This is a genomic window from Thioalkalivibrio sp. ALE31, from assembly GCF_000377405.1.
Taxonomy (GTDB): Bacteria; Pseudomonadota; Gammaproteobacteria; order Ectothiorhodospirales; family Ectothiorhodospiraceae; genus Thioalkalivibrio.
Genome location: NZ_KB905022.1, coordinates 195,326 through 219,763, shown reverse-complemented (window position 1 = coordinate 219,763; position 24,438 = coordinate 195,326). Strand labels below are relative to the sequence as shown.

The 24,438-nt window shown below is 69.6% G+C and carries 20 protein-coding genes and 1 pseudogene; 16 read left to right on the top strand and 5 right to left on the bottom strand.

The genetic code is table 11. From position 1 onward, the window contains the following. Window positions 1–23 precede the first annotated feature (23 nt). Genes D103_RS0106855 through D103_RS0106815 form a run of 9 tightly spaced genes read left to right on the top strand, consistent with a single transcriptional unit; the run spans window position 24 to window position 7,907 of the window. Window positions 24–560, top strand: coding sequence for an invasion associated locus B family protein (locus D103_RS0106855; RefSeq protein ID WP_018876275.1), 537 nt, complete (start codon window positions 24–26; stop codon window positions 558–560). Between the two features lie 41 nt (window positions 561–601). Then, window positions 602–1,165: a Na+/H+ antiporter subunit E gene (locus tag D103_RS0106850; protein ID WP_018876274.1), complete on the top strand. Its 564-nt coding sequence runs from the start codon at window positions 602–604 to the stop codon at window positions 1,163–1,165. Further along, window positions 1,162–1,488, top strand: a complete 327-nt coding sequence (locus D103_RS0106845) for a monovalent cation/H+ antiporter complex subunit F (RefSeq protein WP_018876273.1) — start codon at window positions 1,162–1,164, stop codon at window positions 1,486–1,488. Before D103_RS0106850 ends, D103_RS0106845 begins: the two co-directional genes overlap by 4 nt. Then, window positions 1,478–1,774: a monovalent cation/H(+) antiporter subunit G gene (locus D103_RS0106840; RefSeq protein ID WP_018866004.1), complete on the top strand. Its 297-nt coding sequence runs from the start codon at window positions 1,478–1,480 to the stop codon at window positions 1,772–1,774. Before D103_RS0106845 ends, D103_RS0106840 begins: the two co-directional genes overlap by 11 nt. After that, entirely contained in the window at window positions 1,771–2,766 is a 996-nt protein-coding gene (locus tag D103_RS0106835) for a hydrogenase subunit MbhD domain-containing protein (RefSeq protein WP_018876272.1), read from the top strand. The genes D103_RS0106840 and D103_RS0106835 overlap by 4 nt, the downstream gene beginning before the upstream one ends. After that, window positions 2,763–3,191, top strand: coding sequence for an NADH-quinone oxidoreductase subunit K (locus D103_RS0106830; protein ID WP_018866002.1), 429 nt, complete (start codon window positions 2,763–2,765; stop codon window positions 3,189–3,191). The genes D103_RS0106835 and D103_RS0106830 overlap by 4 nt, the downstream gene beginning before the upstream one ends. Then, entirely contained in the window at window positions 3,188–4,672 is a 1,485-nt protein-coding gene (locus D103_RS0106825; RefSeq protein ID WP_018866001.1) for a complex I subunit 5 family protein, read from the top strand. Before D103_RS0106830 ends, D103_RS0106825 begins: the two co-directional genes overlap by 4 nt. Beyond that, window positions 4,669–6,192 carry a complex I subunit 5 family protein gene (locus D103_RS0106820; protein WP_369772232.1) on the top strand — a complete coding sequence of 508 codons (1,524 nt, stop codon included), beginning with the start codon at window positions 4,669–4,671 and terminating at the stop codon, window positions 6,190–6,192. The genes D103_RS0106825 and D103_RS0106820 overlap by 4 nt, the downstream gene beginning before the upstream one ends. Continuing rightward, on the top strand, window positions 6,189–7,907 hold the full coding sequence (locus tag D103_RS0106815; protein WP_018876270.1) for a complex I subunit 5 family protein: 1,719 nt from the start codon (window positions 6,189–6,191) through the stop codon (window positions 7,905–7,907). The genes D103_RS0106820 and D103_RS0106815 overlap by 4 nt, the downstream gene beginning before the upstream one ends. 87 nt (window positions 7,908–7,994) lie before the next feature. Here D103_RS0106815 and D103_RS0106810 read toward each other — a convergent pair whose 3' ends face one another. Next, window positions 7,995–8,900, bottom strand: coding sequence for an alpha/beta hydrolase (locus D103_RS0106810; RefSeq protein WP_018876269.1), 906 nt, complete (start codon window positions 8,898–8,900; stop codon window positions 7,995–7,997). Window positions 8,901–9,052: 152 nt separating this feature from the next. On the opposite strand from D103_RS0106810, the gene D103_RS0106805 reads away from it, so the two are divergent. Genes D103_RS0106805 through D103_RS0106795 form a run of 3 tightly spaced genes read left to right on the top strand, consistent with a single transcriptional unit; the run spans window position 9,053 to window position 14,136 of the window. Further along, window positions 9,053–11,761, top strand: coding sequence for a cation-transporting P-type ATPase (locus D103_RS0106805; protein WP_018876268.1), 2,709 nt, complete (start codon window positions 9,053–9,055; stop codon window positions 11,759–11,761). A 21-nt stretch (window positions 11,762–11,782) separates the two neighbouring features. Beyond that, window positions 11,783–13,228 carry a sialidase family protein gene (locus tag D103_RS0106800; protein WP_018876267.1) on the top strand — a complete coding sequence of 482 codons (1,446 nt, stop codon included), beginning with the start codon at window positions 11,783–11,785 and terminating at the stop codon, window positions 13,226–13,228. Beyond that, window positions 13,204–14,136, top strand: a complete 933-nt coding sequence (locus D103_RS0106795) for an isoaspartyl peptidase/L-asparaginase family protein (protein WP_018876266.1) — start codon at window positions 13,204–13,206, stop codon at window positions 14,134–14,136. Before D103_RS0106800 ends, D103_RS0106795 begins: the two co-directional genes overlap by 25 nt. 77 nt (window positions 14,137–14,213) lie before the next feature. Here D103_RS0106795 and D103_RS0106790 read toward each other — a convergent pair whose 3' ends face one another. Next, window positions 14,214–14,630, bottom strand: a complete 417-nt coding sequence (locus D103_RS0106790) for a CrcB family protein (protein ID WP_018876265.1) — start codon at window positions 14,628–14,630, stop codon at window positions 14,214–14,216. Next, on the bottom strand, window positions 14,627–15,025 hold the full coding sequence (crcB, locus tag D103_RS0106785) for a fluoride efflux transporter CrcB (RefSeq protein ID WP_038028448.1): 399 nt from the start codon (window positions 15,023–15,025) through the stop codon (window positions 14,627–14,629). Before crcB ends, D103_RS0106790 begins: the two co-directional genes overlap by 4 nt. Before the next feature lie 179 nt (window positions 15,026–15,204). Here crcB and ettA point away from each other — a divergent pair, with 179 nt between their 5' ends. Then, window positions 15,205–16,872, top strand: coding sequence for an energy-dependent translational throttle protein EttA (ettA, locus tag D103_RS0106780; protein WP_018865992.1), 1,668 nt, complete (start codon window positions 15,205–15,207; stop codon window positions 16,870–16,872). A gap of 110 nt (window positions 16,873–16,982) precedes the next feature. Here ettA and D103_RS0106775 read toward each other — a convergent pair whose 3' ends face one another. Together D103_RS0106775 and D103_RS13420 are read right to left on the bottom strand one after the other, a co-directional pair. After that, window positions 16,983–17,297 (bottom strand): hypothetical protein, encoded by a 315-nt coding sequence (locus D103_RS0106775; RefSeq protein WP_018865991.1) that lies wholly within the window; start codon window positions 17,295–17,297, stop codon window positions 16,983–16,985. A gap of 97 nt (window positions 17,298–17,394) precedes the next feature. Next, window positions 17,395–17,871, bottom strand: a pseudogene (locus tag D103_RS13420) (hypothetical protein). A 226-nt stretch (window positions 17,872–18,097) separates the two neighbouring features. Between D103_RS13420 and treY the strand changes: the two are divergent. Genes treY through D103_RS0106755 form a run of 3 tightly spaced genes read left to right on the top strand, consistent with a single transcriptional unit; the run spans window position 18,098 to window position 24,407 of the window. Then, the gene (gene treY, locus D103_RS0106765; RefSeq protein WP_018876262.1) at window positions 18,098–20,821 is read left to right on the top strand and encodes a malto-oligosyltrehalose synthase; all 2,724 of its coding nucleotides are present in this window, start codon (window positions 18,098–18,100) and stop codon (window positions 20,819–20,821) included. Beyond that, window positions 20,818–22,596, top strand: a complete 1,779-nt coding sequence (treZ, locus tag D103_RS0106760) for a malto-oligosyltrehalose trehalohydrolase (RefSeq protein ID WP_018876261.1) — start codon at window positions 20,818–20,820, stop codon at window positions 22,594–22,596. Before treY ends, treZ begins: the two co-directional genes overlap by 4 nt. Next, on the top strand, window positions 22,593–24,407 hold the full coding sequence (locus tag D103_RS0106755; RefSeq protein ID WP_018876260.1) for a glycoside hydrolase family 15 protein: 1,815 nt from the start codon (window positions 22,593–22,595) through the stop codon (window positions 24,405–24,407). The genes treZ and D103_RS0106755 overlap by 4 nt, the downstream gene beginning before the upstream one ends. Window positions 24,408–24,438: the final 31 nt, after the last annotated feature.

Sequence of the window (24,438 nt, the reverse complement as noted above, 5' to 3'; positions counted from 1 at the left end):
ATACAAGTTCCGGAGCACACCGAATGACTATCCGCCCCCTGCGCGCGGGCCTGATCCCGGCCCTGTTTCTTCTCCTGCCCGGCCTGGCGCTGTCCCAGCAGGCCGATCCGCAGATGCAACAACAGATGCAGCAGCAGGAGCCGGAGACCACGATCCACCAGGACTGGGAGGTCGCCTGTATCGAGACGCCACAGGGCGAGCGTTGCCGGATGCAGCAGACGCTGGAGATCCAGGACGAGCAGGCGCAGGGGCTGTTCCTGCAGGCGACCGTGCGCCGCGAAGGCGAACAGCACATCATCGAGATCCTGGTACCGCTGGGCGTCGACCTGCGCCCCGGCATCCGCATGCAGGTGGACGATGCGGGCGAAGAGATGGATGCGGGCTACGTGACCTGCGTGCAGCAGGGTTGCGTCGCCGGGCGCGAACTGAACAGCGAACAGATGAGCGCGCTGCGCGGCGGACAGGCCCTGACCGTCGCCTTCCGTGCCCTGCACCAGGAACAGCCGTTCGTGTTTGACGTATCCCTGATGGGCTTCACTGACGCCAGCAACCAGCTGTAATAACCGGCGGCGCACCAGCGACCCCACCCAGCGATCACACGATGGCGCGCGCCTCGGTCCCGTCCCATGCCGGCCGCAGATTTGCCGGTCGCGGCCGGTCGCGGGCACGGCGGGCACTGGCCACCGCCGCGGCCGCCGCACTGCTCTGGTGGGTCCTGGCCGGCAGCGCCGCCCTGCTGGAACCCCTGGCCCTGCTCGCAATCATCCTGGCCGCGGTCGCGAGCCTGCTGCTGCCGGCCGGACGGCCGCTGCCGTTGCGACCCGGCGCGCTTCCGGGCCTGCTGGGGTTCTTCCTACGCAGCTCGTTCCTCGGCGGGCTGGACGTCGCCCGCCGCGCCCTGGACCCGCGCCTGCCGATCCAGCCGGACTTCCTGACCTACCGCACGGAACTGGCCCACGGCCCGCCCCTGACCCTGTTCATGGCGGTCGTCAGTCTGCTGCCCGGCACGCTCAGCGTACGCCTGGAGGGGCGCCTGCTGACCCTGCATGTGCTGGACCGTGACGCCGATACACGGGCGGCACTGATCGCCCTGGAACAACGAATCCGCAAGGCATTCCACGACCCGCGTGACCGCCGCGCCAGTGACGACGGAGCCGCTCCATGAGCCTCTTCTATTTGGCCGCCGCCCTGTTCCTGCTCGGCACCATACTGCTCGGACTGGTCCGCGTGCTGCGCGGCCCGGGTTCCGGCGACCGCATGCTGGCCGCACAACTGTTCGGCACCACCGGAGTCACGATCCTGCTGCTCCTGTCGCTGGCACTGGAGGCATCCGCCCTGGTGGACGTGGCACTGGTCTTCGCCCTGCTGGCCGTGGTGGCCGCGGTGGCCTTCGTCCGCCAGCACGGTCTGCCGGAACCACCGGATACCCCGATCCACCGCCAGCCGCCGGACACCCCCGGCCCCGAGAGGCACCACGATGATCGCTAACGCCCTGACCGTGATCCTGATCCTCGCCGGACTGGTGTTCTTCGCGGCCGGCACCGCCGGGCTGCTGCGTTTTCCCGATGTCTATTCGCGCCTGCACGCCCTGACCAAGGCCGACAACGTCGGGCTCGGGCTGGTGATACTCGGACTGATGTTCCAGGCCGGCGGACCGGCGGACATCCTGAAGCTGCTGCTGATCTGGGTGCTGGTACTGGCGGCGGGGACCACGGCCGCGCACATGGTCGCGCAACGCACCTGGACCCACGGGGAGTTCGAGTCGGACCGATGAACGCCCTGCTGGTCCTCTTCGATCTGGTCCTGCTGGCCGGCATCGTCGGGGTGGCCTGGCGCTGCCTGGCGAGTACCGACCTGTTCCGGGCCGTGGTGCTGTTCATTACATTCGGATTGCTGCTGGCGCTGGCCTGGGTGCGGCTGGAGGCCCCGGACATCGCGCTGGCCGAGGCCGCGATCGGCGCGGGCATCACCGGTGCCCTGCTTCTGGTCACGCTGGAACGCCTGCGCAGCATCATGGCCGAGCGGCGCAGTGGCCGCCCGCATTCACCCCCGCCCGACCCCACCGGGCCGCATGCCCTGCTGCGGGCCCTGCACGATCCGCTGCCCGAACACCGGACCTTCCTGCCCGCTTTGTCCTTTGCCCTGGTGGTCGGCGGCCTGCTGGTCACCGCGCTGTGGCACCAGCCGCAGTCCGTGGGCCTCGAGCCGGTGGTGGATGCCCACATGGACGTCTCCGGTGTCGATCATCCGATCACGGCGGTGCTGCTGAACTTCCGTGCCTACGACACCTTCCTGGAACTGGCGATCGTACTGATCGCATTGCTGGGTGCATGGTCGCTGGGGCGACATGACCTGATCCCGGCCCGCCCGGCCCCGGGGCCGATCCTGCCCGGCACGTTGCGGCTGCTGGTCCCGGTCGCGGTCGTCACCGGGGTGTATGTGCTGTGGGCCGGGAGTCACGCCCCCGGCGGGGCCTTTCAGGCCGGGGCAATCCTCGGCGCGGCCGGCATCCTGCTGGTCCTGGCACGGCCGCGCCAGCTGCCGATGGCGCCGGCCGGGCCGCTGCGCCTGGGCATCTCCGCCGGGGTCGCCCTGTTCCTGCTGGTGGGGCTGTACGGTCTTGCCGCCGGGCATGGCTTCCTCGGCTACGCGGAGGCCTGGGCCTATCCCCTGATCATCCTGATCGAGGTCGCGGCGACGCTCTCCATCGCCCTGACCCTGGTGGCCCTGTTCGTGGCCGGCCGCCCGGCCGGAGACGACACATGAACGGGCTGGCGGAGACCGTCGCGCACACCCTGGCCCCGGGCCTGCTGTATCCCACCGGGGGTGCGATCCTGTTCGCCCTGGGCCTGTACGGGCTGATCCGCCGCCACCACCTGGTACTGCGCATCCTGGCCCTGAACATCATGGGCTCGGGCGTATTCATGGTGCTGCTGGGTGTCGCCGCCCGCGGCGAGGGCCCGCCGGATCCGGTGGCGCAGGCGCTGACCCTGACCGGGATTGTGGTCGCGGTCAGTGCAACCGCCTTCGCCCTGGCCCTGGTGGTGCACCTGACGCGGCTGACCGGCCACGCAGTGATGCTGCCCGGGCCGCCCGATGACGACGCCCCGGTGGAGGACATCTCGCGCGAGGAGCACCACGCGGATGGGGGTCCGGCCGAATCGTCCGCCGGCGAGGACCGGTCGGCGTGATCCCGGCAAACCCCGAATGGCTCCCGGCGGGGAGCGCCGGACTGGTCGCGCTGTCTCTGGGAGTGGCCGTGCTGGCAACGGCATGGCCGCGCCAGGCCCACCGGATCGGCCTGCTGGGCGCGCTCGCGGTGACGGCCTGGGTGCTGGGTCTGAGCGCGACCTTCCTGCACGCCGGGCCGGACCCGGAGACCGCCGCGACGCGGGTGGCCCTGGGCGGCTGGGAGGCCCCGCTGGGGCTCATGCTGCAGCTGGACGGATTGTCCATGACCCTGCTGGTGCTTACCGCCGTAGTGGCCCTGGCCACCAGCCTCTACAGCCTCGGCTACGTGCACGACCGCATCGAGCGTCGCCAGTTCTGGCCCCTGTGGCTGTGGCTATGGGCCGGGCTCAACATGCTGTTTCTCTCCGGCGATGCCTTCAACCTGTACATCACCCTGGAGGTGGTGTCGCTCTCGGCCGTCGCCCTGGTGGCCTTCACCGGCACGGCCGCCGCGGTCTCCGGCGCGGTGCGCTACCTGCTGGTCAACATCCTCGGCTCGCTCAGCTTCCTGATGGGCGTGGTTCTGCTGTTCGGGGAACACGGGGTACTCGATCTGGTGCTGCTGGAGGCCCGTACCGAAGCGGGCCCGACGGAACGCATGGCGGCGGTGCTGATGACCGCGGGCCTGATGCTCAAGGCCGCCCTGTTCCCGCTGCATGTCTGGCTGGCGCCGGCCCATGGGTCAGCCCCGGCACCGGTCAGTGCGGTCCTCTCCGGGCTGGTGGTCACGGGATCGTTCTACCTGATCCTGCGGCTGTGGATGGGGGTGTTTGCCCCGCTGGCGACCCCGGCCTTCGGCATCCTGGTCGGCCTGCTCGGGGTGGGGGCGCTGATCTGGGGCTCGCTGCAGGCGCTGCGCGCGGGGCGGCTCAAATCCATCGTGGCCTATTCCACGGTCGCCCAGTTCGGCTATCTGCTGGTCGCCTTCCCCTTGATGCTGGTGGACCCGGGCGCCTGGCGGGTGGTGGTGTTCTTCGCGGTGGTCCATGCCCTGGCCAAGGCCTCGGTGTTCCTGGCCGCGGGCACCCTGCAACACGCCGCCGGGCATGACCGCCTGGCCGAGCTGGGCGCGGTACTCCGGGCCCGGCCGCGCACGGTGTTCGCCCTGGGACTGGCCGGGGTCAGCCTGATGGGGCTGCCGTTCACCGGTGGCTTCATCGCCAAGTACCTGCTGCTGGAGGCCGGCCTGGGCACGGTCCTCGCCGGCAGCCTGATCGGCGTGCTGTGGGTGCTGGCGATCGCCGGCGGCGGGCTGCTGGCGGCGGCCTACGTGCTGCGCATGGTGGCCCCGGCGTTTCATCGCGGCCGCCGCGACGCCGGCGAGGCAGTGTCGCCGTGGATGGACTGGGTCCCGCTGGCTCTGGCCACGGTCGCGGCGCTGGCCGGGCTGGCCGGCGTGCTGACGCTGAACACCCTTGCCCTGACCCCGGGGGCCCCTTGATGGACGGTGGCTGGCTGCTGCTCGCGATCCTGTTCAGCTCGCTGGGACCCGGCATCGCGATCTTCTTCCTGCCGGAGCACCGACAGGGCCTGCGCACGGCGCTGAACCTGGGCGGCGCCGGCACCAAGCTGGCGCTGGTCGGGGTGCTGCTGGCGGGTGTACTGCGCGGTGACGAATACCACTTCAGTCTGCCGCTGATGCCCGGCATCGACCTGGTGCTCGCGGCCGATGCGCTGTCGCTCCTGTTCGCCAGCCTTTCGGCCGTGCTGTGGTTCGTAACCACGGTCTACGCCATCGGCTACCTCGAGGGCTCACCGCGACGCAGCCGCTTCTTCGGCTTCTTCTCGCTGTGCGTCAGCGCGACGGTGGGGATTGCCCTGTCCGGGAACCTGATCACCTTCCTGATCTTCTACGAGATCCTGACCCTCGCGACCTGGCCCCTGGTGGTCCATCGCGGCACGCCGGCGGCCCTGCGGGCCGGACGCCTCTATCTCGGCTACACCCTGACCAGCGGACTGGTACTGTTCACGGCCATCGTCTGGCTCACGCTGCTGGCCGGGGCCGAGGGCTTCACCCCGGGCGGCTACCTTGAAGGCCTCGCGGAGACTCACGCGGTCACGCTGCAGGTCCTGTTCGTGCTGCTGATGGTCGGCTTCGGGGTCAAGGCCGCGCTGGTGCCGCTGCACTCCTGGCTGCCCATCGCCATGGTCGCGCCGGCGCCGGTCAGCGCGCTGCTGCACGCGGTGGCGGTAGTCAAGGCCGGGGCCTTCGGCATCATCCGCGTGGTCAACGATGTCTACGGGGCGGAACTGGCGATCGAGCTGGGCCTGACGGCCGGGCTGCTGGTGATCGCGGCGGTCACGATCATCTATGGCTCCATTCAGGCCCTGCGCACCGACGACCTGAAGCAGCGCCTGGCATTCTCCACCGTGAGTCAGGTCTCCTACATCATCCTGGGCGTCGCGCTGGCCGGGCCCCTGGGGGTCATCGGCGGGCTGGTACACCTGGTACACCAGGGCATTACCAAGATCACACTGTTCTTCTGCGCCGGCAATTTCGCCGAGACCCTGGGCATCCATCGCATCAGCGAGCTCGACGGCGTGGGCCGGCGTATGCCGCTGACCATGCTGGCGTTTACCGCGGGCGCGCTGGGCATGATCGGCCTGCCGCCCCTGGCCGGTTTCGTGACCAAGTGGCACTTGGGGCTGGGGGCGCTGGAGGCCGGCATGCCCTGGATCCTCGGAGTGCTGGTCCTGTCGAGCCTGCTGAACGCGGCCTATTTCCTGCCCCCGGTGATCCGGGGCTGGCTGGGCGAGCGCCGCGAGCCGTGGCATGAACCCCTGCAGGCCCATGCCGGCCCGACCCGCTTCGAGACCCACTGGATGCTGCTGTTCCCGGTGGTCTTTACCGCCGCGCTGGGGCTCTTGGTCGGGCTGTATGCCGGGCTGGGGCTGAGCCCGCTGGGCTGGGTCAGCCTGATCGTCCAGCGTGACTATGCGCTGCCGGAGTTCGGGCTGTGAGCGGGGCCGCGCTGCTGGCCGTCCCGCTCGTGCCGCTGCTGCTGGCGGTGTTCATTGGCCTGCGTCCGGGGCGGGCGCGGCTGAACCGCCTGGTGCCCTGGGCGGCGCTCCCCGGCCTGGCGCTGGCCGCCCTGGCCCCGCCCGGGCTGGAGGCGACCCTCTCCGGCCTGCTGATGGGCACCCACCTGGCGGTCGACCCGACCGGCCGGGCCTTCCTGGGCCTGACCGCGGGCCTGTGGCTGGCCGCCGGGCTGTTCGCGCTCTCCGATCGGCGCGACGATCCCCGGCGGCATCGCTTCTATGTGTTCTGGTTGCTGGCCCTGGCCGGCAACCTGGGCCTGATCCTGGCGCAGGACGCGATCGCCTTCTATCTGTTCTTTTCCCTGATGAGCCTGTCGGCCTACGGACTGGTGATCCATTCCGGCAAGCCGGAGGCCTGGCGGGCCGGACGGGTGTATCTGATCCTCGCGGTACTGGGCGAGGTGTTGCTGTTCGCGGGTCTGGTACTGGCTGTCCATGCGGCGGGGCAGTCCAGCCTGGCGGCCGTGGCCGCGGCGCGCCCCGAGGGCTGGGCATTGGTCCTACTGGTCCTGGGGCTCGGCATCAAGGCCGGCATGCTGCCGCTGCATTTCTGGCTGCCGCTGGCCCACCCGGCCGCGCCGGTACCCGCGAGCGCCGTGCTGTCCGGGGCGATGATCAAGGCCGGCCTGCTGGGCTGGATGCGCCTGCTGCCAATCGACGCCGCCGGCCACGCCGTGCTGGGCGAGGCGCTGGTCCTGCTGGGCCTGGCGGCGGCCTTCCTCGGCGTACTGGTCGGGGTGCTGCAGGTACGGCCGAAGACCCTGCTCGCCTACTCCAGCATCTCGCAGATGGGGCTGATGACCACGGGTATCGGCCTGGCCCTGCTCCTGCCCGAGGCGCGCGGCTGGCTGCTGGCAGCAGTCACGCTGTACGCCGTACATCATGGCCTGGCCAAGGGGGCGTTGTTCCTGACCGCCGGCATGCAGCGGCAGTGGCCGGTCACCCGCCCGGCGCGGACCGCCTTTGCACTGTTCACGCTGTTGCCGGCGCTGGCCCTGGCGGGCCTGCCCTTCACCAGTGGCGCGCTGGCCAAGAACGCGTTGAAGGAGCCGCTGGCGGCGGAGGCCCTGTCGGGCTGGCTGGCCCATACCGAGTGGCTGCTGACCCTCGCGGCGGCCGGCACCACGGTGCTGCTACTGCGCTTCCTGTGGCGCTGGCGGGCGGATCTCGAGACCGCGGCCGACGGCCTCGACCGACCGCGCTGGTGGGCCTGGGGCGGCCTTTCGCTGATGGCACTCCTGCTCCCGCTCGCAACCTTGCTGGCCGGCCCCACGGCCCTGCCCCTGAGCGTCCATGACCTGTACGGCTCGTCCCTGCTGTGGCCGGTCATGCTGGGGCTGGGCCTAGCCCTTCTGGCCTGGCGCGGGGTTCGCGACCGCGAGACCCCGCGCGTGCCGGAGGGGGATCTGGCCGTGCTGGCCGAGGCCGCCTGGGACGGCGCCCGCCGCACTCGACGCCGCCTGGCATTGCCGGGGCCCTGGCCACCCCGGATACCGGCCCGCATGCGTGCGCTGCGCCTGGGCGCGCGCCGTCGCCTGGAGGCCGCCGAGCGCATGTTGACCCGCTGGGAGACCATCGGGCTGCTGTTTTCCGCAGCGATGCTCGGGCTCTACCTGACGCTGCTCGCCGGATAAGACCGCCCTCGAGCCAGGCACGAAAAAGGCCGGCCCGGGACTGCCCCGGGCCGGCCTTCAGGCGCCGTTCCTATTGCGGGCTGGAGCTCAGTTCTGATCGATGAAGTCCGCGGTGAAGTCGGCCACGTCGTCCGCGAAGAAGTCACGGAAGAAGTGCCCCGCGCCGTCCACGGTCATCAGGGTGATGTCACCGCTGTCCTTCACCGCCTCGACCTTCTGCGGCAGGTCCGGCACCACGTCGTCCTCGGAACCGGTGATCACCAGCGTCGGGATCTGCATCCCGCGAATCACCGTCGGGGTATCGTTCTGGCGGGTCGGCTCGTAGTAGCCGAGGAAGGCGCGCGGGGTCACGTCCAGTTCCTCGCAGTAGAGGAAACGCACGTCCTCCATCAGGGTCTCTTCCTGGTCCATGCGCTGGAGTTCGCGGGCCTGATCCAGGAGTACCTGCAACGGCATACCGCTTTGTTCCTCGTACTCGCTCGCAGCCTCGTCCTCGTCATAGGTGGACGCGGCCACCAGCACCAGGGCGCGGATGCCGTCCGGGTCATGCTCGGTCAGGTAGCGGGCCACCTGGTTGCCACCGCGCGAGTGGCCAAACAGGGTGACCGGACCATAGCCCTCGTCCTGCAGCCATTGATGCCACAGGCTCAACTCCTGCAGATGGTCATCGACGCCGTGACGCACCGGGGCATCGCATTCGAACATCCCCTCGCGCGCGTCGATGCCGTAGCTCAGATTGACGGACAGCGTATTCAGGCCATGGTCCGCCAGCAGATCCTGCACCGCGGCCATCACCTCCATGCGCCCGTGCGCCAGGGTCCCGTGCAGCATCAGGACTACCCCGTCGGAGGGGCTCGCCCCCATGCCCTCCTTCATATGACCGATCAGGGTTCGGTCATCGTGTTCCAGCGTAACCTTCTCCGCCGCCATCACGTTCGAGGCCGCGACCAATCCGGCCACTGTCAGGGCAGCCGTGGCAATCCAGCGAGACATGGGAACCTCCTGTTATTGAGTCGTCCGGAAATAGACTCGTTCGCGCTGGGAAAATTCCACCCCGGCTGCGCGCCATGGCCTGACAGCGCGGGCCGCACCGGCGCATGATAAGCAGGTCCGGATCCACTGGGTGATACATCTCCGGGAGACCCATGAGCGATCGCGACCCGTCACGCGACTGGCATGCCCTGAAGACCGACGAAGTGCTCCGGCGTCTGGAGACGGACGCGCACGGACTCGCCTCGTCCGCCGCGGAACAGCGGCTGCAGGATGTCGGCCCCAACCGCCTGCCGGAGGCCGCGCGCACCGGCCCCGTCCGGCGCTTCCTGCTGCAGTTCCACAATGTGCTGATCTACGTGCTGATCGCCGCGGCGGTGGGTACCGCGTTCCTTGGTCACTGGCTGGATACCGGCGTCATCCTGGGGGTGGTGCTGATCAACGCCATCATCGGCTTCATCCAGGAGGGCAAGGCGGAGAAGGCGCTGGACGCGATCCGCGGGATGCTCTCGCCCCGCGCCCAGGTCCTGCGTGACGGCCAGCGCCACAGTATTCCCGCAGAGACGCTGGTCCCCGGCGACATCGTGTATCTGCAAGCCGGGGACCGCGTCCCGGCGGACCTGCGCCTGACCGGGGCGCACAACATGCGCATCGACGAGGCCGCGCTGACCGGCGAGTCGGTCGCCAGCGACAAGCAGAGCGAGCCGGTGGCGGCCGCATCCGACCTTGGCGATCGCCGTTCGATGGCCTATTCCGGCACGCTGGTGGCCTTTGGCCAGGGGCGCGGGGTCGTGGTCGGCACCGGGGCCGATACCGAGATCGGCCGCATCTCCACCCTGATCGGCGAGGTGGAGACCCTGACCACCCCGCTGCTGCGCCAGATCGCCCAGTTCGGCCGCTGGCTGTCGGTGGCCATCGGCGTCCTGGCGACGGCGACCTTCGCCTTCGGCTACTGGGTGCGCGACTACGACCTGGTGGAGACCTTCCTCGCCGCGGTCAGCCTGGCGGTGGCGGCGATCCCCGAGGGCCTGCCGGCGATCATGACCATCACCCTGGCGATCGGGGTGCAGCGCATGGCCGCGCGCCACGCGATCATCCGCCGCCTGCCGGCGGTCGAGACCCTGGGCTCCGTCACCACCATCTGCTCGGACAAGACCGGCACCCTCACCCGCAACGAGATGACGCTGAAGAGCATCATCACCACACAGGCGGAGTACGAGCTGGGCGGGGTCGGCTACGAGCCGCACGGCGGCATTACCCGCGATGGCCAGGAGGCGGACCCGGAGGACGATCCCCTGCTGGCCGAGGTCCTGCGCGGCCTCCTGCTGTGCAACGATGCCGAGGTCTATCTGAAGGACGACCAGTGGACCATGGAGGGCGACCCGACCGAGGGGGCCCTGATCGTCGCCGCGATGAAGGGCGGGCTGGATCCGAAGGCGATCAACGAGCGCTTCGTGCGGGACGACGTGATCCCATTCGAGTCGTCCTACAAGTTCATGGCTACCCTGCACCATGACCATGAAGGCGGGGCCTTCGTCTTTCTCAAGGGGGCCCCGGAACGCGTGCTGGCCGTATGCAGCCAGCAGCGCACCGCCGATGGCGAGGCGCCCCTGGACGCGGAGCACTGGCAGCAATGGATGGACGGCGTCGCCGCGCGCGGCCAGCGCCTGCTCGCCCTGGCCACCCGGCGCATGGAGGATCACCGCCAGGAACTGGAGTTCTCCGACATCGAGGATGGCGGGCTCACCCTGGTGGCGGTCTGCGGGATCATCGACCCGCCACGCGAGGAGGCGATCGAGGCGGTGGCCCACTGCCAGGAGGCCGGCATCCGCGTGAAGATGATCACCGGCGATCACGGCGTGACCGCGCGCGCGATCGCCGACGAGCTGGGCATCAGCACCGAGGGCGGCGTGGTGGTCGGCCACGAGCTGGAAGGCGCCAGCGACGCGGAGCTCGCAGAGCAAGTCCGGCATGTGGACGTGTTCGCCCGCGCCACGCCGGAGCACAAGCTGCGCCTGGTGCGCGCAATCCAGAGCCACGGCGACGTGGTCGCGATGACCGGCGACGGCGTCAACGATGCCCCCGCCCTCAAGCGCGCCGATGTCGGCGTGGCCATGGGCGTGAAGGGCACCGAGGCCGCGCGCGAGGCCGCGGAGATGGTGCTGGCCGACGACAACTTCGCCTCCATCGCCAACGCGGTGGAGGAAGGCCGCACCGTCTACGACAACCTGAAGAAGGCCATCCTGTTCCTGCTGCCCACCAACGGCGGCCAGGCCTTCACCATCGTCGCCGCGATCCTGCTCGGCCTCACCCTGCCGCTGACGCCGGTGCAGGTGCTGTGGGTCAACATGGTCACCGCGGTCACCCTGGCCCTGGCCCTGGCCTTCGAGCCCACCGAACCCGGCACCATGCAGCGCCCGCCGCGGCCACCCAACACGCCGCTGCTGTCCGGCTTCCTGCTCTGGCGCATCGGCTTCGTCTCCGCGCTGCTGGTGGCCGGCACCTTCGGCCACTTCCTGTGGCTGGAGCAGCAGGGCGTGGCGGAGGAATTCGCGCGCACCGTGGCCATCAACACCCTGGTCATGGGCCAGCTGTTCTTCCTGTTCAACAGCCGCTACATCCTGGAGCCCGCGCTGAACCGGGCAGGCCTATTCGGCAGCCGCCCGGTGCTGATCGCGGTCGGCGTGCTGATCGTGCTGCAGGGCCTGTTCACCTACGCCCCGCCGCTGCAGTTGCTGTTCGGCACCACCGCCATCGGGCCGCAGGAATGGCTGCGCATCCTCGCCTTCGGCCTGATCCTGTTCACCCTGGTCGAACTCGAAAAGACGCTGCTGCGCCGGCGCGACTTCAACCCACACCAGTAGGGTGTTCCCGGGAGGCTGCCCATGGCCGCGACAGACACGCCCGTAACTCGATACCCCGCCCCCAACGCCAGCGTTCATACGCCCCCTGCGCTGCACCCGACCGGGGCCTCGCTGGCCCCCCTGTGCGCGCTCGCCCTTGCCCTGTGGGGGCCAGCGGCCCTGGCGGGAGACGCACCCGAATCCCGGGTCGCCTGGGAGGAGCCGGTCGAGGTCGCGCGCGGCGAGGCCTTCCGCGGCCCCTGGCGCATGAACGCCTCGGATTTTCGCTATGTCGACGATGCCTCGGTGGCGATCAATGACCATGGCGACGCGCTGGTCGTCTGGGCCGACCAGGCGCAGCAGGCCCTGTTCCTGCAGCGCTACGACCGCGACGGCCGGGCGGTCTTCGAGCGACCGACCCGGATCGGCGGCGTGCCGGGAACCTTTTCCTGGCTGCCGCGGGTCGCGGTCGAACCGGCGCCGGACGACGCCGACGCCTTCGACGTGCACCTGCTGTGGCAGGAGATCCTGTTTACCGGCGGCGACCACGGCGGCGAGATCCTGTACGCCCGATCCCGCGACGGAGGCCGCTCGTTCGAGGGACACCAGAACCTGTCCCGTTCGCGCGACGGTGCCGGCAAGGGCCGCATCACCGCCCAGCGCTGGGACAACGGCAGCCTGGACCTGCTGCTGACGACCACCGGCGAGGTGGTCGCGGCCTGGACCGAGTACCAGGGTCCGCTGCGCGTCACCTATTCGGCGGATCATGGCGCGTCCTTCGCCGAACCCGTGACCGTCAACCCGGACAACTCTGTGCCGGCCCGCGCCCCGACCCTGGCACAGGCGCCATCCGGTCGCGTGCTGCTGGCCTGGTCGGAGGGTGACAGTCCGTACGCAGACATCCGGATCGCCCACTCGAACAACCTGGACGCCGGCTTTTCCGAACCGGCCACCGCGCTGGAGCACCCGGGCCATGCCGACGCCCCGACGCTGGTGGTGGACGCGGAGGGCGTTGTTCACCTGGCCTTCGGGGCGATCCCGGCCAACGACCTGGAGGACTACCGGCAGCCCCATTTCCGCCGCCTGCATGTCAGTCGCGCAGATGCCGGCAGCCTGGACTTTGCACCGCCCACCCGGCTCGACGCGGATCAGTGGCCGGGCGGCTTCCCGACTCTGGCCCGGGACGACCGGTGTCTGTATCTGGTCTGGCAGCGCTATCCCCACCCGACCGATCGGCCCTGGGGCCTGGCATTCACCCACGCGCCGCTGAAGTCCGCGCGGTTCGGGCCTGTCGAGGCGGTCCCGGGCACACTCGACACCCTCTACAGCGGGGGCCTGCAGGGGCAGTTGAAACGGCGCATGGCGGTCAACCGCCACGGGGCTATCGCGATTGCTCAGAGCCGCTTCATCCCGGCAAGCCACAGCGACATCCTGCTGATCCGCGGCCAGATCGAGGAGGACAGATGCCATCCGAACCCTTCTCGCTGATGATCCACGGCGGCGCCGGGCAGATCCGCGAGGCCGGGGATCCACAGACCGCCGGCCGCTACCACGCCGCGCTGCACGCGGTCCTGGAGGCCGGTCGCGAGCGGCTGGCGCGGGGCGATACCGCCCTGGATACCGTGGAGTACTGCGCGGCGCGGCTCGAGGACAACCCGCTGTTCAACGCCGGCACCGGGGCCGCCCTGACCCGGGACGGGAGCGTGGAACTGGATGCCGCGATCATGGATGGCGCGGCTCTGGCCGCCGGTGCGGTCGCGGCGGTTCGCGGTATTGCCAACCCGATCCGGCTGGCGCGAGCGGTCCTCGACGACGGGGAACATGTGCTGCTGGTCGCGGACGGCGCCGCCAGCTTCGCCCGCGAGATCGGGATGCCGCAGGTGGACGAGGACACGCTGATCACCCCGCAGCGGCGGGAACAGCTGGAGCGCGCCCTGTGCCAGGGCCGGGTCACACTGGATCATGACGAACCCGCGCCCGGGACTATCGGCGCGGTCGCGCGCGATCGCCACGGCCATCTGGCCGCGGCCACCTCCACCGGCGGGATGACCGGCCAGCGCTCGGGCCGGGTCGGCGACTCGCCCATCCCCGGCGCGGGCGTGTACGCGGACGATGCCACCGCCGCCATCTCCGCGACCGGGCATGGCGAGCATTTCCTGCGCAGTGTGTTTGCCCGGGAACTGGCCGACCGTGTCGAGTATCTTGGCCTGAGCGCCGCCGAGGCCCTGACCGCCAGCCTGCAGCACCTGCGGGAGCGGCTCGCGGGCTACGGCGGGGCCATCGTGATCGACCGCAACGGGCGCTGCGCGGCCGGCACCACCACCCCGCGCATGCTCCACGGCTGGATCGAACACGCGGGCCCGAGCCGGACCCGCATCGAACCACCGGCCCGTTGACCGAGCCACGCCAGCGACCGCGGAATCACCCGACGTGCGGGTCGTGAAACGGCACTCAGTCTCACGCCCCGCGGGGTTCAACCCTGCGCCGCAGTGGCGTTCCAGCGCCGCCCCATGCGGCTGCCCAGCCACACCCCGGCGATCCACAGCACCAGAGACACGCCCACATAAAGCCCGGCGCGGCCCGCCGCACCCGACTGCATCAGCCACAGGCTTTCGAGACTGAACACCGAGAAGGTCGTGAAACCGCCGCAAACCCCCGCCAGCATGAAGTGACGAAACACCGGGTCGGCCGGGCGGCAACCGCCCGGCGCGCTGATCACCGCATACAGCCCGATCAGCCACGACCCGGCCACGTTCACGGCCAGCGTGTCCCAGGGAAAGCCGGTTCCGGCCAGGTGCAGCCCGGTCCAGGAGACGCCGTAGCGCGCCATGCTGCCGAGCGCGGCCCCCAGCGCGACGAACAGCGAGAGCCGCAGCGAAAACCCGGTCACGCCGCACCCCCTGCCAGGCGGCCCAGCGCGTGCCCGATGGCCACCAGCGCCAGCCCCCCGCCCAGGGTCAGCAGGACGTAGACCAGCGCCGGGCGCAGGCCGTCCTGCTCCGCGACCCCGACCACCTGCAGGCTGAACGAGGAGACCGTGGTGAAGCTGCCGAGCACACCCACCACCAGCAGCAGCCAGAGCCCGGAGGCCAGCGCCGGCCCCGAGGCCCAGCCCAGCGCCAGCCCGATCAGCAGCGCACCGGAGGCATTCACCGCCAGCGTCCCCCACGGGAAACGGCCGGCCCCGGTGCGGTTGTCGATCCACTGCGACAGCCAGAAGCGCGCCAGTCCCCCCAGCGCACCCCCGGCTCCCACCAGCAACAGGCCCTCCCACCACGCCATCATGGCGCCATTGTCAGCGGCACCGCCCAACCTGTCGAGCGCCCTGGCCGGCCAGCGCGCGGACAGCCGTCGAAATCCGGCGTCATTCGGGCTTCACCCTCGTCGGAATGGTAAAGTGCGGTCGCAGCGCGGGTCGTCAGTGGCCCGCCCCTCATTCAAACCGCTTAGGTCGCAGGAGCATCATGGCGCAGTACATCTTTACGATGAACGGCGTGGGCAAGATCGTCCCGCCGAAGAAGTACATCCTCAAGGACATCAACCTGAACTTCTTCCCGGGCGCCAAGATCGGCGTGCTGGGCTACAACGGTGCGGGGAAATCCACCCTGCTGCGCATCATGGCGGGCGTGGACACCGAGATCGTCGGCGAGGCGCGGCCGCAGCCGGGGATCAACATCGGCTACCTGCCGCAGGAACCGCAGCTCGACGAGAGCAAGGACGTGCGCGGCAACGTCGAGGAGGCCGTGGCCCCGATCAAGGAGGCACTGGCCGAGCTGGACCAGGTGTATGCCGCCTATGCCGAGGCGGATGCGGACTTCGATGCCCTGGCCGCCAAGCAGGGCGAGCTGGAGGCGAAGATCGAGGCCGCCGATGGCCACAACCTCGAGCGCAAGCTGGAGGTCGCCGCGGACGCCCTGCGCCTGCCGCCGTGGGATGCCGACGTGAAGACCCTGTCCGGGGGTGAACGCCGCCGCGTGGCCCTGTGCCGCCTGCTGCTGTCCAGCCCGGACATGCTGATCCTCGACGAGCCGACCAACCACCTGGACGCCGAGTCCGTGGCCTGGCTGGAGCGCTTCCTGCAGGAGTTCCAGGGCACCGTGGTCGCCGTCACCCATGACCGCTACTTCCTCGACAACGTGGCCGGCTGGATCCTCGAGCTGGACCGCGGCCAGGGCATCCCGTTCCAGGGCAACTACTCGCAGTGGCTGGAGCAGAAGGAAAAGCGCCTGAAGCAGGAAGAAAAGGCCGAGGCCGCCCGCGTGAAGGCCATGGAATCCGAGCTCGAGTGGGTGCGCTCCAACCCGAAGGGCCGCGGCGCCAAGAGCAAGGCGCGCCTGAAGCGCTTCGAGGAGATCGCCTCGACCGACTACCAGAAGCGCTCCGAAACCAAGGAGATCTACATCCCGCCGGGCCCGCGCCTGGGCGACAAGGTGCTGGAGGTGGAGAACCTGTCCAAGCACTTTGGCGACCGTGTGCTCTACCAGGGCCTGTCGTTCTCCGTGCCGCGCGGCGCGCTGATCGGTGTAATCGGCCCGAACGGCGTCGGCAAGACCACCCTGTTCCGCATGATTGCCGGGCAGGACCAGCCGGACGACGGCTCGATCGAGCTGGGCGAGACCGTGCAGCTGGCCTACGTGGACCAAAGCCGCGACGCGCTACAGGACGAGAAGACCGTCTGGGAGGAAATCTCCAACGGCCAGGACATCATCCAGGTCGGCAACTTCCAGATGCCGTCACGCGCCTACGTCGGCCGCTTCAACTTCAAGGGCACCGACCAGCAGAAGCGCATGAAGGAACTGTCCGGGGGGGAACGCAACCGCGTGCATCTCGCCAAGCTGCTGCAAAGCGGCGGCAACTTCCTGCTGCTCGACGAACCGACCAACGACCTGGACGTGGAGACCCTGCGCGCGCTGGAAGAGGCCCTGCTGGACTTCCCCGGCTCCGCGATCGTGATCTCGCATGACCGCTGGTTCCTGGACCGCATCGCCACCCACATCCTCGCGTTCGAGGAGGACGGCAACGTGGTGTTCTTCGACGGCAACTACCAGGAATACGAGGAAGACCGCCACAAGCGCCTGGGCGCCGAGGCCGACCAGCCGCACCGGGTCAAATACAAGCGACTCGCCTCCTGACCTACCCCCCGAAGGCCCGGCACCCGCCGGGCCTTCGTCTTTCCGCCCCCGGAACATTGGCCATATGGTCATCGCCAATGCCTGCTGCATCGGGCCGGCCTGCGCCGAGGCTACGGGCGAATCGGCCGGGTCTGCTCCAGAAATGCCTCCGTAAAGCCTTCCAGCTCTGCATCTTCGATCAGCCCTTCGCGCCGCATACACAGGAACTGATCCAGCGCCTTCGAGCGGGCATGGCCATCGAAGATGAATGCAAGCCGCTCGTTCGCTTCGTTCAGCTGCTGATAGAGATCCAGAAAGCGTTCGTGATTCGAGCGGTCTTCCTGTTCCATTGCCGCCCGGCAATCGGCCAGGGCGCGCTCGCAGTAGCGATCCAGCGCGGTCTTCTTCAACTGGCTGAACCGTTTCCAGTCCGATTCCTTGATCATCCCGGAGGCCTCCTGAAATTCGACACGTCAGGGGGTCAGGCGGATGCACGCCCAACAGCTGGGAAATGATGCAGCGGCCGCAGCCGCTCCGCCAACCTTATCGGCGATCGCAGCTCGCGGTCAGGCGCCCGTCCACTGGCTCGGTGGTCATCCCGGTATCGACGAACCGGCCTTCGGCATGCAGTTCACCGCCATCAATCCGGATCAGCGGCTCCGACGCACCGCCGGCGACGCTGATTCACTGCCCGCCCATGCGCGTCCGATTGGCCTCCAGCACCTCGCCCCCCGCACGAAAATCGCCAAACTGGGCCGAAATCGAATGCGTCAGCATCCCGGCGACCTCGTTGCGCGAGGCGAACACCCGCAGCGGGCCGCGGTCAGTATCGGCGCGCGCCACCAGCGTCTGGTAGCGATCATCCGCATCACCGGAAAAATCGCAGACCTCCATCTCCAGCACGTATTCCTCGCCATCCAGGATCAGGGTCGCGGCCTCGGCCGCTTGCGCATTCACGGAAACCAGAGAAACGGCCAACACCGACAGCAAACCGCCAGGCAATACCAGCGCACGACGCATGCGGGAACTCCTTTGCAGGGATGGGTACGGAATGGAAGCTTACCCCATTCCACTGCGCACCCCCCGAGGCCCGGCAGGGGGTCGCTCTCAACCGCTGGCGCTGCGCCGATGGCTGCTTGCGGTCGGGCATGCATTCCCTTCCCCCGGAATCTGGTCCATATTTGCATGACGCAGTCGCTGAGCAGGGCCCCGTTTGCGGGGCGGTCAAGCGTCGGGGCGGAGGGCGATGCAGGAATCCTTCGGCAGCACAGCAAGCGCGGACGCCGCCGAGTGCCGCGAAGGGCAGCGCGTGCAGCCCGAACGCATCGCGACCTGCCGCCTGCAGCTGCACCCGGGCTTCACGCTGGACGACGCCGTCGAGGTCGTCCCCTATCTGGCGCGGCTGGGCATCTCGCATGTCTATCTCTCACCGATCCTGCAGGCGGTGCGCGGCAGCACCCATGGCTACGATGTGGTCGACCCCTCCCGGGTCAACGACGAGCTCGGGGGCGAGGCGGCGCGCCAGCGCCTGTGCGCGGCGCTGGCGGCTGCCGGGATGGGGCTGGTGCTGGACATCGTACCCAACCACATGGCGGTGGCCGGAGACCAGAACCCGTGGTGGTGGGATGTGCTGGAGAACGGCCCGTCCAGCCGGTTCGCGATGCATTTCGACGTGGACTGGGAGTCCTCGGAGGAGCGCTGGCCCAACAAGGTCCTGCTCCCGGTGCTGGGTGATCATTACGGCCGCGTCCTCGAGGCCGGCGAGATCCGGCTGCAATACGATGGCGGACTGTTCGATCTTGCCTATTACGAGCACCGCTTCCCGCTGGATCCATCCTCGCTCAATGACCTGCTCGACCGCGCCGGTCGCACCACGGGCATCGAGTTTCTGGGCTTTCTCGCGGAATCCTGCGCACGCCTCCCGCAGCCCCAGCTCACCGGGCGCGACTCGGTAGCACGCCGGCACCGCGACCAGGGCGTCATTCGCCAGTTGCTGGACGAAATCACCCGCGACGACCCGGCGGCCGCCGAGGCCATCGCGGCCGAGGTGGCCCGGATCAACGCCGATCCCGATGCGCTGGATGCCCTGATCGAGAAGCAGAACTACCGCCTCGCCTGGTGGCGCACGGCCGGACGCGACCTCGGCTACCGGCGGTTCTTCGACATCAACGACCTGGCCGGACTGCGCCAGGAGCGGGAGGACGTGTTCCGGGCCGTGCATGCACTGCCGGTGCGCTGGGTGGCGGAAGGCGCGGTGCACGGCCTGCGAGTCGACCATCCGGATGGCCTGCGCGATCCCGGGCAGTACTTCAACCAGTTGCGCCGCGCCTGTCCGGGCACCTGGATCGTCGCCGAGAAGATCCTCGAGCCCAACGAGTCGTTGCCGCGCGACTGGCCAATCGCCGGCACCACCGGCTACGACTTCCTCAACCGCGTGCAGGGGCTGTTCGTGGACCCGGCCGGCGAGGCCCCGCTGACGCGGCTGTTCGAGGAGATCACGGGCGAAGACGCCGACTACCCGGGGCGGGTCTACGAATGCAAGCGCCTAGTGCTGAAGGACCTGCTCGGCAGCGAGCTGAACCGCCTGAGCTCGCTGTTCGTGGCGATCTGCGAGCAACACCGGCGCCACCGCGACTACACCCGCCACGAGCTGTACCTCGCCCTGCTGGAGGCGGCCGCCTGCTTCCCGGTCTACCGCACCTACCTCGCCCCGCGCGAAGGTGGCGTGACGGCGGCGGACATCGCCCGCGTCGAGACCGCGATCGAGCAGGCCGCCGCGCGCCGCCCGGAACTGGACAGCGAATTGCTGCAGTTCCTGCGTGACCTGCTCCTGCTCCGCATCCCCGGCGAGCACGCGACCGAGCTGGCCCTGCGCTTCCAGCAGCTGACCGGCCCGGCGATGGCCAAGGGCGTGGAGGATACCGCGCTGTACCGCTACCACCGCCTGACGGCCCTCAACGAGGTCGGCGGTGACCCCGGTCGCTTCGGGATAGCGGTGGACGAATTCCACGCGGCCAGCGCCCGCGCCCGGGCCCGACACCCCGAGGCCATGCTGACCACCTCGACCCATGACACCAAGCGCAGCGAGGACGTGCGCGCCCGGCTGCTACTGCTCTCGGAGATCCCGGAGGCATGGGCCACAGGCGTGCGCGGATGGATGCGCCAGAACGCTCGCCACCGCACCGGTGAATGGCCGGACCCGGCGATCGAGTATCTCTATTACCAGACCCTGGTGGGCGCCTGGCCGATCGACGTCGAACGCATGACCGCCTACATGGAGAAGGCCGCACGCGAGGCCAAGCGGCAAACCAGCTGGACCCAGCCCCAGGAGGACTACGAACAGGCCCTGCACGCGTTCGTGGCAAGGACCCTCGGCGACCCCGGGTTTCGCGAGGCGCTGGAGGCATTCCTGCGACCACTGGTCGCCCCCGGGCGCACCAACAGCCTGGCGCAGACGCTGATCAAGCTGACCGCGCCCGGGATCCCGGACCTCTACCAGGGCAGCGAACTGTGGGACCTGAGCCTGGTCGATCCGGACAACCGCCGCCCGGTGGACTTTGCCACGCGTGCCCGGCTACTGGAGGAGCTTCAGCACCTGAGCGCGACACAGATCCAGGCGCGTGCCGACGAGGGCCTGCCCAAGCAGTGGGTGGTGCAGCAGGCCCTGGCCCTGCGCCGCCGTCACCCGGAATGGTTCGACCCGGATGCCGCGTACACCCCGCTGCGCGCCAGCGGCGAACGCGCCAGTCACGTGGTCGCCTACCTGCGCGGCGAAGGGGCGCTGGTGCTGGTCCCCCGTCTGGTACTCGCGCTCGCGGGCGACTGGCGCGATACCCGGCTGATGCTGCCGCCCGGCACCTGGCACAACCGCCTGTGCGGCGCGACGCTGCAAGGCGGCGAGCACCCAGTCGCGGAGATCCTGGCGGCGTTTCCGGTGGCCCTCCTCGAACGCGAGCAGGCCGCGCCATGACGACCGTGCGCGTGTGGGCCCCGGAGGCGAATCGGGTCGAGCTGGAGTGCGTTGACAATCGCATGCCGATGGACCACCAGGCAGACGGCTGGTGGTCGCTGGAGACAGAGCAAGTGGTGCACGGCAGCGACTACGCCTTCCGCGTCGACGGCAACGGCCCGTTCCCCGATCCGCGCTCCGCCTGGCAGCCCCAGGGCGTGCACGGCCCGTCGCGCTGGCTGGACCATGCCCGCTTCGACTGGCACGACGCCGGCTGGCAGGCGCCGCCGCTGGCCGCGGCGGTGATACAGGAAATCCACGTCGGCACCTTCACCCCGGCGGGCAGTTTCGACGGCGTGACCGAGCGCCTGGACCATCTGGCCGAGCTCGGCGTGACCCATCTGGAACTGATGCCGGTGGCGGAGTTCCCCGGCGCGCGCGGCTGGGGCTACGACGGGGTGAACCTGTATGCCCCGCATCACGCCTACGGGGGCCCCGAGGGTCTGAAACGCCTGGTCGATGCTTGCCACCGGCGCGGCATCGCGGTGCTGCTGGACGTGGTCTACAACCACCTCGGCCCGGACGGCAACTTCCTGGCGCAGTTCGGCCCGTATTTCACCGACCGCTACCAGACCCCCTGGGGCGAGGCGGTCAACCTCGACGGGCCCGACAGCGATGCCGTGCGCCGCTTCTTCATCGACAACGCCCGGATGTGGCTGCGTGACTATCACCTCGACGGCCTGCGCCTCGACGCGGTGCACGCGATCATCGATACCTCGGCCACCCATTTCCTCGAGCAGCTCGCCGCCGAGGTGCAGCGCCTGGGGCGCGCGCTCGGGCGGCATCTGGTGGTCATCGCGGAGAACGACCGCAACGACCCGCGCGTGACCCGGCCGGTCGAGGTCGGCGGCTACGGCCTGGACGCGCAGTGGAACGAGGACTTCCACCACGCCCTGCATGCCCTGCTGACCGGCGAGTCCGACGGCTACTACGCGGACTTCGGACAGCTCGCGGATCTCGCCCGGGTGCTGAACCGGGGCCTCGCCTACGACGGCCGCTACTCGCACTACCGTCGGCGTACCCACGGCCGCCCGGCATCCGACCTGCCCGGGCGGCGCTTCATCGGCTGCCTGCAAAACCATGACCAGATCGGCAACCGGGCGCGCGGCGACCGCATCGGTGCGCAACTCGCCCCCGGCCTGCTGGAGATCGGGGCCGCACTGGTGCTGACCAGCCCCTTCGTGCCCCTGCTGTTCCAGGGCGAGGAATGGGCGGCCACAGCGCCGTTTCTGTATTTCACCGATCATGTCGACGTCGACCTCGGGCACGCGGTCAGCGAAGGCCGCCGGCGCGAGTTCGCGGCCTTCCTGCGCGGTGCCCGCGACATCCCCGATCCACAATCCCGCGACACCTTCGTACGCTCCCGGCTGAACTGGGACGAGCGGGAACGCGCACCCCATGCCCGGATCCTGCGCTGGTATCGCGCGCTGATCGCCCTGCGCCACACCCATTGGACCTTCGCCGATGACCGCCTGGAGTCGATCGAGGTGCGCTTCGACGAAGCGGCACGCTGGCTGGAGATACAGCGGCCGGGGCTGCTGCTGGCCTGCAATCTGACCCCGGCCCCGCAGCGCCTGCGCTGCCCGGGGGCCCGGGGGCTGCACAGCCTGTTGTGTTCCGATGCGGGTATCGTGGTGGACTCGGATCGCCTGACCCTGCCCGGCGAATCCGTGGTCATCCTGGGGACTGACCGATCCACTTGGGCCACCTTGCGTGGCGAGGGAGTGATGCAGTGACGCTGTCCGACCGCCCCGTACAACGCATCGACGGCTACCTGCCCATCGAAGACCACGGCCTGATCGGGAATTGCACCACCGCCGCGCTGGTGGGCCGCGACGGCGCCATCCCCTGGATGTGCGTGCCCCGCTTCGACTCCGAGCCCCTGTTCTGCGCCCTGCTGGACCAAAAGCGCGGTGGTGCCTTCCGCGTGGCCCCGGAACCGCTGATCGCCTCGCACCAGCGCTACATCCCGGACACCGCCGTACTGATTACCGAGATGACCGGCCCGGAGGGCCGGGTTCGCATCACCGACTGCCTGCCCCTGCGCGCGGGGGCGGACCTTTCCGAGGACGCCCCCGCCGGGCGCAACGAGCTGCTGCGCCGGATCGAGGTGCTGGAGGGTCGGGTACGTCTGCGGGTGCAGATCGCGCCCCGCGGTGGCGCGACCGTTGCGCCGCATGGCGCCGGCCTGCGCCTGGCCCTGCACCACCAGCCGGAGCTGGACCTGGCGCTGAACACCTCCCTGCCACTGGAGGCGCTGGACAGCCTGCATGAACTCGAGTCCGGCGAGCAGCATCACCTGCTGCTCGGTTGGGGGCCGCACACGCACCGGTTCCAGGCCCGCACCCCGCAGGAACTGCTCGAGGCCACGCTGCTGGTCTGGAGACGATGGATGCGGCACTTCGATTATGCAGGTCCCCGGGAAGAGCTCGTCCGCCGCTCGGCGGTCACCCTCAAGCTGATGGACTACACCGCCACCGGGGCGATGATCGCGGCCCCCACCTCCTCCCTGCCGGAGGCGATCGGCGGCCCCCGCAACTGGGACTATCGGTACGCGTGGATCCGCGATGCGGCGTTTTCGGTCTATGCGATGAGCGATATCGGCATGACCCACGAGGCCGCCGGTTTCATCGGCTGGGCCCTGGACGCGGTCGATCGCGCAGGCTGGCCACGGGTGCTGTACGACGTGGATGGCCACCTCCCGCAACCCGAGCGCAGCGACCCCGAACTGGAGGGCTACCGCGGCTCGGGCCCCGTACGCTGGGGGAATGGCGCGGTCGAGCAGCGCCAGCACGACGTATTCGGCGAGATCCTCGACTGCGCCTGGCGCTGGGTCCGCTGGGGCGGCACGCTGGACGATCACCTGTGGGGGCGCCTGCGGCGCCTGGTCGAATCCGCCAACACGGAGTGGAAAAATCCCGACCACGGGATCTGGGAAGTGCGCACCGCCGGACGCCCCTTCACCTACTCCGCCGCCCTCTGCGCGGTCGCGCTGGAGCGCGGTGCCGCGCTGGCCGAGACCAATGGCATGGAAGGCAACAGCGCCCTCTGGCGGGACGAGGCGCGGCAGATCCGCGAAGCGATCCTGGAACAGGCCTGGGACCCCGAACTCCAGAGCCTCACCGAGCATCTGGGTGGCGGCGGCATCGACGCGAGCCTGCTGGCCCTGCCGGGACGCGGCGTCATCCCCGCGGATCACCCGAAGATGATCGCCACCACCGAGGCCGTCGTGCGACGCCTGGGTGCCGGAAACGGCCTGCTCTACCGCTATCTGCCGGAGGAATCCCCGGACGGGCTGCCCGGACACGAGGGCGCGTTCGTGCTGTGCAGCTTCTGGCTGGCCGACAACCTGCTGGGTCAGGGTCGCCTGGACGAGGCCCAGGCACTCTACGACTCGCTGTGCGAACGCAGCAACCACCTGGGCCTTCTGCCGGAACAGATCGACCCGGCCAGCGGGGCCTTCCTCGGCAACTTCCCGCAGGCCTTCAGCCACGTCGGCCTGATCGCGACCGGCATCCGGCTGGACAGGGTCCAGAGAAAGAACTGACCCCGGGTGCACCCGCATGGGTCCAAGTCCC

Excerpts from the sequence above, each read along its gene's own strand:
- D103_RS0106855 (WP_018876275.1), top strand. The coding sequence starts at position 24 with ATGACTATCCGCCCCCTGCGCGCGGGCCTGATCCCGGCCCTGTTTCTT.
- D103_RS0106850 (WP_018876274.1), top strand. The coding sequence starts at position 602 with ATGGCGCGCGCCTCGGTCCCGTCCCATGCCGGCCGCAGATTTGCCGGT.
- D103_RS0106845 (WP_018876273.1), top strand. The coding sequence starts at position 1,162 with ATGAGCCTCTTCTATTTGGCCGCCGCCCTGTTCCTGCTCGGCACCATA.
- D103_RS0106840 (WP_018866004.1), top strand. The coding sequence starts at position 1,478 with ATGATCGCTAACGCCCTGACCGTGATCCTGATCCTCGCCGGACTGGTG.
- D103_RS0106835 (WP_018876272.1), top strand. The coding sequence starts at position 1,771 with ATGAACGCCCTGCTGGTCCTCTTCGATCTGGTCCTGCTGGCCGGCATC.
- D103_RS0106830 (WP_018866002.1), top strand. The coding sequence starts at position 2,763 with ATGAACGGGCTGGCGGAGACCGTCGCGCACACCCTGGCCCCGGGCCTG.
- D103_RS0106810 (WP_018876269.1), bottom strand. The coding sequence starts at position 8,900 with ATGTCTCGCTGGATTGCCACGGCTGCCCTGACAGTGGCCGGATTGGTC.
- D103_RS0106805 (WP_018876268.1), top strand. The coding sequence starts at position 9,053 with ATGAGCGATCGCGACCCGTCACGCGACTGGCATGCCCTGAAGACCGAC.
- D103_RS0106800 (WP_018876267.1), top strand. The coding sequence starts at position 11,783 with ATGGCCGCGACAGACACGCCCGTAACTCGATACCCCGCCCCCAACGCC.
- D103_RS0106795 (WP_018876266.1), top strand. The coding sequence starts at position 13,204 with ATGCCATCCGAACCCTTCTCGCTGATGATCCACGGCGGCGCCGGGCAG.
- crcB (WP_038028448.1), bottom strand. The coding sequence starts at position 15,025 with ATGATGGCGTGGTGGGAGGGCCTGTTGCTGGTGGGAGCCGGGGGTGCG.
- ettA (WP_018865992.1), top strand. The coding sequence starts at position 15,205 with ATGGCGCAGTACATCTTTACGATGAACGGCGTGGGCAAGATCGTCCCG.
- D103_RS0106775 (WP_018865991.1), bottom strand. The coding sequence starts at position 17,297 with ATGATCAAGGAATCGGACTGGAAACGGTTCAGCCAGTTGAAGAAGACC.
- treY (WP_018876262.1), top strand. The coding sequence starts at position 18,098 with ATGCAGGAATCCTTCGGCAGCACAGCAAGCGCGGACGCCGCCGAGTGC.
- treZ (WP_018876261.1), top strand. The coding sequence starts at position 20,818 with ATGACGACCGTGCGCGTGTGGGCCCCGGAGGCGAATCGGGTCGAGCTG.